Annotated in this window: 8 protein-coding genes and 1 pseudogene; 8 read left to right on the top strand and 1 reads right to left on the bottom strand. The window is 44.3% G+C overall.

The genetic code is table 11. The features are described from left to right. The 8 genes and pseudogenes from STRDD11_RS02650 to STRDD11_RS02615 all read left to right on the top strand — a co-directional run. Nucleotides 1–1,203: pseudogene (locus STRDD11_RS02650) on the top strand (FtsK/SpoIIIE domain-containing protein); the annotation flags it as partial. Nucleotides 1,204–1,215: 12 nt separating this feature from the next. Continuing rightward, nucleotides 1,216–1,911 carry a hypothetical protein gene (locus STRDD11_RS02645; RefSeq protein ID WP_128835069.1) on the top strand — a complete coding sequence of 232 codons (696 nt, stop codon included), beginning with the start codon at nt 1,216–1,218 and terminating at the stop codon, nt 1,909–1,911. 3 nt (nt 1,912–1,914) lie between these two features. Next, the gene (locus STRDD11_RS02640; protein WP_128835066.1) at nt 1,915–2,436 is read left to right on the top strand and encodes a hypothetical protein; all 522 of its coding nucleotides are present in this window, start codon (nt 1,915–1,917) and stop codon (nt 2,434–2,436) included. A 27-nt stretch (nt 2,437–2,463) separates the two neighbouring features. Then, nucleotides 2,464–3,150, top strand: coding sequence for a hypothetical protein (locus tag STRDD11_RS02635; RefSeq protein ID WP_128835064.1), 687 nt, complete (start codon nt 2,464–2,466; stop codon nt 3,148–3,150). A 12-nt stretch (nt 3,151–3,162) separates the two neighbouring features. Continuing rightward, the gene (locus tag STRDD11_RS02630) at nt 3,163–3,960 is read left to right on the top strand and encodes a hypothetical protein (protein WP_128835061.1); all 798 of its coding nucleotides are present in this window, start codon (nt 3,163–3,165) and stop codon (nt 3,958–3,960) included. A 266-nt stretch (nt 3,961–4,226) separates the two neighbouring features. Further along, nucleotides 4,227–4,433: a hypothetical protein gene (locus STRDD11_RS02625; protein ID WP_128835059.1), complete on the top strand. Its 207-nt coding sequence runs from the start codon at nt 4,227–4,229 to the stop codon at nt 4,431–4,433. 153 nt (nt 4,434–4,586) lie between these two features. Continuing rightward, nucleotides 4,587–6,341, top strand: coding sequence for an aspartate--tRNA ligase (gene aspS, locus STRDD11_RS02620; RefSeq protein WP_128835057.1), 1,755 nt, complete (start codon nt 4,587–4,589; stop codon nt 6,339–6,341). Then, nucleotides 6,328–7,263, top strand: a complete 936-nt coding sequence (locus STRDD11_RS02615) for a YitT family protein (protein ID WP_128835055.1) — start codon at nt 6,328–6,330, stop codon at nt 7,261–7,263. The genes aspS and STRDD11_RS02615 overlap by 14 nt, the downstream gene beginning before the upstream one ends. A gap of 582 nt (nt 7,264–7,845) precedes the next feature. Here the strand turns inward: STRDD11_RS02615 and STRDD11_RS14130 are convergent. Beyond that, a partial coding sequence (locus STRDD11_RS14130) for an alpha-amylase family glycosyl hydrolase (RefSeq protein WP_241209288.1) occupies nt 7,846–8,610 on the bottom strand: 765 nt, incomplete at its 5' end.

Here is an 8,610-nt window from a genome sequence, read left to right as displayed (position 1 = left end):
TTCGTACGGATCATGGAGCGGGAGCTCAGCCGGCGGAAGAAGCTCTTGTCTGACTACGGTGTTGGTACACTAGAGCTCTACCGTCAGGCCAGCGGCAAGGAAGAGCCGGCTATCGTCATCCTGCTGGACAGCTATGAGTCCATGAAGGAGGAGGCTTATGAAGCGGAGCTCTTCAAGCTCTTGGTGCGGATCTCCCGTGAAGGTCTCAGCATCGGTGTGCACCTCCTCGTGACAGCGGGCCGTCAGTCCAACCTGCGGGCGCAGTTCTATGCCAACTTCAAGCACCAGCTGACCCTGCCACAGAATGATGTGGGGGAAGTCCGCTCTATCGTGGGCTCTACCCCGCTTGCGGCGACCATGGAAGACATCAAGGGCCGGGCGCTCATGAAGCGTGACGAAGTGGATGTGCTCCAGCTGGCTCTGCCAGTAGCGGGTGCCAATGATGCACAAGTGCTCAACAACCTGCGTCAGGAAGTCGCTTCTCTCCAAGAAGCTTGGACCGGCCAGCGACCAAGTGCCATTCCGATGGTACCGGAGGAGCTGACGGAGGCAGATTTCTACAGCCGAGCCAGCGTCCAAGCAGCTTATAAGCGGGGCTTGGTACCACTAGGATTGGACATGGAGATGGTTGAACCAATTACTTGGAACCTCTCTAAGGGCAATCTTCTCTACTTAACAGATAAAGAAGAGCAGATGAGTGCTTTGACGGAGCAGATTGCACGAGGCAAGCAGAAGGTGATTGTGCTAGCGCCGAAGTATCATAATCTGCCTGAGATGGAGGGGGTTTTACTAGCTAGTGGAGAGGAAGCCTCAGACCTAATCTTTGATGTTAAAAATCGCATTCAAACAAGAATAGCAGAACGTAGAGATCAGCATGAAGCTACTCTTATCATTTATAACATGGTTGAATTGGTTAATGAGCTATCTAACAGTGCTTTAGATTATTTAGCTTATGCGCTAGATAAAGGGTTACGAGGTGGCTATGGTTCCATCGTGATGACTGGGCCAACTCTTAATCGACAAATTGATTCGGCTTCTAAGTTAGCTAAAGGCCTTAAACAAGGTTTGTTAGGGATGAGAATCAGTGATCAATCGTTGTTAAATATTACAAACAAGCCATTAAGAGAAGGGCAATTAGAAGGGCAAATACACTACTATGTAGTAGATGGACTTGGAAGTAGGGTTAAAGTAACTATGCAGTAAAAAGGAGCAAAAATGAAGAAAACGCTAAAGATTCTATTAACAATTATAGGAGGAATATTAATAATGGTATTATTAAATGGTTGTAGGACACTGAATTCCTCAGTTCCTGAAAATCGAACAGAGGACGAATATGTTCTGGAAAATAGCTTCAAGCCTTTCTTTGACTTTTTAGCAGCAGAAAAGAAAGATTTATCAACTGTTCAAGAATATAGCTCTTATTTATTGGAACAGGAGAATCCCTCAAGTACTTTACAACACCATAAAATAGATTTAGAAAGAAAAGGCAATGTATTAGAGGGAAATTATAATATTGGTTATAATGATGGGAAGCCAAATTCAACTCTTTATAAGGTGATTTATGAGAATGAGCACTTAAATTATTTAGAAGAAGTCCCACAAGAGTATGATATGCGGCTTTTTAATCTTCAGATTCATGAGGGAGTCTTTCGAAAATTACCGATTATTTCAATTCAAAAAGATCATCCAGAGACAACTTTACAAACCATTACTTATAAAGCTAATGATAATCTTGATTTTGTAAAAGAGATAAAAAATAATTATAATATTAAGAGCAAAAGCTACGTAAGCATTACTTTAACTAATAGAGGTTATGGAGAGTTCTCGGTGGATATCAGTATTGAAGCTGAGAATGGACAATATATTAGTGTTTTAAATCATATTGATTTTAAAGAAGCGGGGGAGGAGTAGAACATGAATGAGTTAGAGAAAACTGAACGACGGGTAGATATGGCATCGCAAATATCGGATGCTGTCTATACATACGAGAACATCTATACGGATGCAATAAAGGCCAGAGAGGCTCAGGTTGGACAATCAGTATCTGACGTTAGTGGCATAGATAAAATTGCTGTAGGTAAGACGATTGTGCCGACAGATACAGAAATTGTTGGTTCCATGTATGATAGAGACACAGGTGTTGCGGCAATTGCAGTTTATGACAAATTAACTGAAGAAACTTATATTGCTTATGCAGGAACAAATGCTAAAGCTGATGGTCAAAAAGATATTATTACCGACTTAACAATTGGTTTGAATGATACGTTATATCTCAAGAAGATGAGTCAGCCTGCTATTGATTTCTATGATAGGGTAGAAGCAAAAGGACACTATATCACAACAACAACAGGACATTCCTATGGGGAGTTTCAGAGTGGGAGAGTTGCTTTAGAGAGACAAGTGCTTTATAATTATGGCTTTCAAGGAGCTCCCTAGTCAGTAAACGGCCCAACAGCCCAACAGATGATTGCGAATGGAAATTCTACATTATTTAAAATTATTCATAGTAGCAAGAATTTTGAAGAATTTAAACAAAATTTAAAAACATATAGCGGGGACTACAGTGGTAGACTATTTGACGCTTCACGAGTAAGACTAATTAAACTTCCGGACGATGATGTGCTTAAACAGTACTGGGATTACTTTTCTCGTTTGAAAGAAACTTCTCCTGAAACACTGAAAGCAGCCGAAGAAGAGGCTAAGCGAGTTGAAGAGTTGAGAAAGAATTACAAAGGTCACTCTGTTACTTTTTCTACAACTCGTGATGCACTAACTAATATTGCTTGGGCACAAAGTGGGAAAGAAATTTCGTTTAAAGGGCAGACACTTGATGGTGAAATTTCTGAATGGCTATTAGATAAAAATACTCCTGCTTTGTTGAGTATTTTAGGTGTTGGTGTAGTATTAGCTAAAAATTTAATAGGATGGGCTATACCTGACTGGGATAAACATGTCAAGAATGGATTTAACGCTGCTTATGATTGGGTAGCTAATTCTGCTGTTGGGAAAGGGGTTACAAACGCTGTTGACTCCGTTAAAACCACGGTGGGAAATGCTTTTCATGAAGGAGAGAAAGCAGTTAAGAACTTTGTTTCCGATGCTGCAAAAAACCTTTTCTCAGGTGCACCTTCTCTAGGATGGTTTGGATAATGGAGGATATAAATGAGATTATTCAATTATACATTTGAAGAAAGTCAATCTTTCGTTAATGAAGATATTATAAATAAGGTAAAGACTAAAGGGAGTTATAAAAGATTCATAGGATTTGCATTGTTTTCAATCTTGCTATATATTTTATCTTTAGTAGTTCCTGTACTATTAAGCGGTGATACTATATATACTACGCAAAATTTCAGTTGGTTTAATGTACCTTTAATTCTTATGTTCTTTATGTTTTACATCATTTATATTATTTTTTCTATAAAATATAGAAACAACCCAATGATTTTAAAATATATAACTTTTTGTTATATGCTTCTGTTAATATTCATAATGGAAATTTGTTTAACTTTATCAATAGCTTCACGAAGAAATCTTCTAGGAATTCTATCGGGATTTCTGTTTGTAATTGTCTGCTATTATCTCATGAGAACCGTTCCTAGAAAAATAAGAGAATCGGTAGAAAAAAGGGAACCATTTGTTCCTTTATCAGCTTTGTTTACAGAGAAAGTCTCTGATGGCATCATTTTTATAGGGGGAACGGGAATTACTGCTTTTTTAGCACTATTTGATCGTTCGACAGGAAGTGATACTAGGGGGGCAATCAATGCTATTGTCACACCTTTTGTGCCTGCGATTCTTTTATTTGCTGTATATGTCTTTTCTATTGACCTTCTGAGAGGCTATTATCTTTTTAAATATTCTGAACAATATCGGAAACAATTCGGCTACTCAGTTAAAGACTGGTATGGTGAAAAGTCGAAAGAATATAAAAAAAGCCAAAATAGTATGACAGAGTGAGAGGCATTCCAAAAGTTAGACAAAAAATCTAACTTTTGGGTCTCTTTGTTTAGTACAAGAGTAGAGTAATTATAGAGGAGACAGTTGCCTTCTCTTTTATCTCCATTATTCAGTTTTTTTTGCTCGTCAATCTGTCAATTAGATGATAATAAGAACACTGTTTATTTTGTAGAAATCTTATTATATTTCTATATTCTAAAAAGATAAAATTTTCTCCACTCATTCCCCCCTTATGCTATAATAGTCTGTAGAAAGTTGAGGAAGCGATGAAAAAAATTCTGCTCTATGCTCTGATTCAGGGGCTGGCTATCTTTGTGATTACGGGGCTTTTGGCCTATTTTCTGCGGGGGGATTTTTTCTTCCATGCCTTGGCGCCGATTTTTGGTCTGGCAGCGGGAGGTTTTCGCTTCTTGACGGCCATGGTGACAAAAGCGTTTGCACCCAGTCTCTATGAAGATCGAAAAAAAGATTAGCTATTCACAAACCTGCAGAAATTCTGCGGGTTTTCTTCCTATCGGTCAGTGGGATTGGCATCCGAGATTTTTTCAGAAAAATAGTCAGTGAGTGCACTTTCCCCGCCTCTTTGTGGTAAAATAGTAACAGCATTAAAAGTTTGGAGAGTAAGAATGAAACGTAGCATGTATGCGGGACGTGTTCGAGCGGAGCATGTCGGTCAGGAAATCACCTTGAAGGGCTGGGTGGCCCGCCGTCGGGATTTGGGCGGTCTGATTTTCATTGATTTGCGCGACCGTGAGGGCATAATGCAGCTGGTCATCAATCCTGAGACCGTAGCTGCCGAGGTCATGGCGACAGCAGAGAGTCTGCGCAGTGAGTTTGTACTGGAAGTGACGGGCAAGGTGGCTGCGCGTGAGCAGGCTAATGACAAGCTGGCGACAGGAAGCGTCGAGCTGCATGTGGAAAGTCTGACTGTCTTAAACACAGCCAAGACGACGCCTTTTGAGATCAAAAATGGCATTGAGGTCAATGACGACACGCGTTTGCGCTACCGTTATCTGGACTTACGCCGGCCAGAGATGCTGGAAAACTTCAAGCTCCGTGCCAAGGTGACTCACTCTATCCGCAACTATCTAGATGAGCTGGAGTTTCTTGATGTGGAAACACCTTTCCTATCTAAGTCAACGCCAGAAGGAGCGCGTGATTACTTGGTGCCTAGTCGGATTCATCAAGGGCACTTTTACGCTCTGCCCCAGAGTCCGCAGATTACCAAGCAGCTCTTGATGAATGCTGGTTTCGACCGTTATTACCAGATTGTTAAATGCTTCCGGGACGAGGATTTGCGCGGTGACCGCCAGCCAGAGTTTACTCAGGTGGACTTGGAGACTTCTTTCTTGTCTGATCAGGAGATTCAGGACATTACAGAAGGCTTGATTGCTCGTGTTATGAAAGAGACCAAAGGCATTGATGTTTCTCTGCCTTTCCCTCGTATGAAGTATGATGATGCCATGGCGCTTTATGGTGTTGATAAGCCTGATACTCGTTTTGAGATGTTGTTGCAGGACTTAACAGAGCTTGTCAAGGGGATTGACTTTAAAGTCTTTGCGGAGGCTCCGGCTGTTAAAGCGATTGTGGTGAAAAATGCCGCTGACAAATATTCCCGCAAGGACATTGATAAGCTGACAGAGCAGGCTAAGCAGCACGGTGCCAAGGGGCTGGCCTGGGTCAAATACTCTGCCGGTGAGCTGGCAGGCCCGGTTGCCAAGTTCTTGACAGACTTGTCAAGCAAGTTGACAGCAACTTTACAGCTGGAAGACAATGATTTGGTACTCTTTGTAGCGGATACTTTGGAAGTGGCCAATGCTGCTTTGGGAGCTCTTCGTGTACGTTTGGGCAAAGAGTTGGACTTGATTGACCCTGATACATTCAATTACCTTTGGGTGGTGGACTGGCCCATGTTTGAATGGTCAGAGGAAGAGGGCCGCTACATGAGTGCCCACCATCCTTTCACCCTGCCTCAGAAAGATTCTGAGCAAGAGCTGGAAGGCGATTTGAGCAAGGTTCGTGCGATTGCTTACGACATTGTCTTAAACGGCTACGAGCTGGGCGGCGGCAGTCTTCGGATCAACCAGAAAGACATGCAGGAGCGCATGTTCAAGGCTTTGGGCTTCTCAGCTGAGGAGGCTGCTGAGCAGTTTGGTTTCCTTTTGGAAGCGATGGACTACGGCTTCCCGCCGCACGGCGGTTTGGCTCTGGGGCTGGATCGTTTCGTTATGCTTTTGGCTGGCGAGGACAATATCCGTGAAGTTATCGCCTTTCCGAAGAACAACAGGGCATCTGACCCAATGACCCAGGCACCTAGCCCAGTTGCAGCTGCCCAGTTAGAGGAATTAAGTTTACAAGTGGAAGCACATGAAAAGGACTAATTTTTATAAACTCTTTCGCTACTATGTTCGCAGAGTTGCCTATAATGTCAAACTGTTGCGGACCTTAAAGAGCATCTCCCGCGAGAAATACGATGAGAAGATTTCGGCTTCCATTGTTTACGGCTTTCTGTCGGCTGTAGCGGTCAATTTCTTCTTTCAGCCCGGGCATGTCTATTCCAGCGGAGCGACCGGTCTGGCTCAGGTGATTACAGCCCTCAGTACCCGCTTTCTGGGCTTTACCATTCCAGTGTCCGTTACCTTTTATGCCATTAATATCCCTCTGATGATTTTGGCTTGGTATCAGATTGGCCATAAGTTCACCGTCTTTACCTTTATCACGGTCAGTATGAGCTCGCTCTTTATCCAGTTTGTGCCAGAGGTGACTCTGACCACCAACCCGATTATCAATGCTCTCTTTGGCGGCGTAGTCATGGGGGCAGGGATTGGCTTTGCCCTCAAATCCAGTATTTCCAGCGGCGGGACCGATATTGTCAGTCTGACCATTCGCAAGAAAACGGGTCGCAATGTCGGCAGTATTTCCCTCATTGTCAACGGCATTATCATGCTGATTGCCGGTCTGACCTTTGGCTGGGAATATGCGCTCTACTCCATGATTACGATTTTCGTATCCAGCCGGGTAACGGATGCTGTCTTTACCAAGCAGAAGCGCATGCAGGCTATGATTATCACTAGCCATCCCGATAAGGTCATTGACAAAATCCACAACAAGCTGCACCGCGGGGCAACTGTCGTCAAGGGCGCAGAAGGAACCTATAATCATGAGCAAAAGGCAGTGCTGATTACCGTCATCACCCGGGCCGAGTTCAATGAGTTTAAGTACATCATGAAAAAAACCGATCCCACCGCCTTTGTCTCCGTCGCTGACAATGTACATATCTTGGGAAAATTTGTAGAGGAGTGAAAAGGTCCGGGGGACCTTTTCAGCCCGAGCCAGAAAACTGGAAAGCGAGGCAGTTCCGGGGGACCTTTTCAGCCCGAGCCAGAAAACTGGAAAGCGAGGCAGTTCCGGGGGACCTTTTCAGCCTGAGCTTAGAAACAAAAGAGTGAAGGGAACTAAATTTTTAAAAATTTAGTTCTGCCCCACCGCCAGCCCGAGCCCAGAAATGAGATGGTGAGGCAGGAAGGTTGCAGATGAGTGGCTGTCCCAGCTTCAATAGCCTGCTTTTGAGACTTCTTCATGGAAGCTCTATCCGCCGCCTCAACCCCCTTCTCTGAAGCTTTTGAGCGGGTCAAACGAAAAGACCTTAGGTTTTTCCTTTCGGCAATGAAAGGACGGAGGCGTTTGCTTGTGTGCCGACCGCTTAAGGCCAACTGACACAGCATAGGGGTTCCGGTCAAGTCTAATATCGTCATTTAGTTTATCTTTTATTACTTTGTTAGCTCGCCTTGCCGTACGCCAGTACTGTCTGCGGCTCGCTGCCTCATACTAAAAGCAAACTAAAAGACTGTACACAAAAAAAGAGACAAGAGCTCTTTTTTTTTCTTATTTCAGCACGATGACTTGCTTGCTGGGAACGGGATAGCTGTCCGCCAGAGGAGCGATGGGGGCTTGGACATCAATGGCCGGATACTGCAGGTAGAGCTGCTGCCTGTCTTTGTTCTCATAAAGCATCTCTTGGTCGCCAAAGTTGACGACAATGGTCAGCGTCTGCCTGCCCTTTTGGATCTTGTATTCCAGCAGGCTGTCCGTCAGCCAGCGGACCTGACAGGCTTTTTTAATCTCAGCACTGGTCTGGAAGCGCAGGAGCGGATGCGCCCTTCGAAAGGCAATCAGCTTCCTGAAAAAGGCAATGTCTTCCGTATAATGCAGTGAGCGCAGCCAGTCCAGCTTGTTGACTTCGTCTGGCAGATTGTAACTGTTGTCTATTAGATTTTTGGTCCGGAAAAACTCCTGCCCGCTGTGGATAAAGGGAATGCCCTGAGCCAGCAGGACCAGATGCAGGGCCAGCCGAGAATTGGCCAGCCGCTGCCGCAGCGTAATCGAAGGATTCAGAATGTCAAAATAGTCAAAGACAGTAGCATTGTCATGACACTCTACATAATTGAGAGCCTGCTGGGGAGCCAGAAAGTGAGCTGGACCTTCTAGCCCGACATTGGCTGTTAGGACATTGGCCATTTGGCTGGCGGCCTCCTTGCCGTCAGTCTGCCGGCTCTGGGCGATGGTTTGCTTTACCGTGTCGCGGAAGTGGTCGCTGAAAAAGCCGTAGTCAGGCAGCTGCTTGGCATTGTACTGATGGGCCAAAAGCTC

This window comes from Streptococcus sp. DD11 (assembly GCF_001578865.1).
Taxonomy (GTDB): Bacteria; Bacillota; Bacilli; order Lactobacillales; family Streptococcaceae; genus Streptococcus; species Streptococcus panodentis.
The sequence above is the reverse complement of the archived record's forward strand: the minus strand, read 5'-3'. Positions and strand labels throughout refer to the sequence as shown.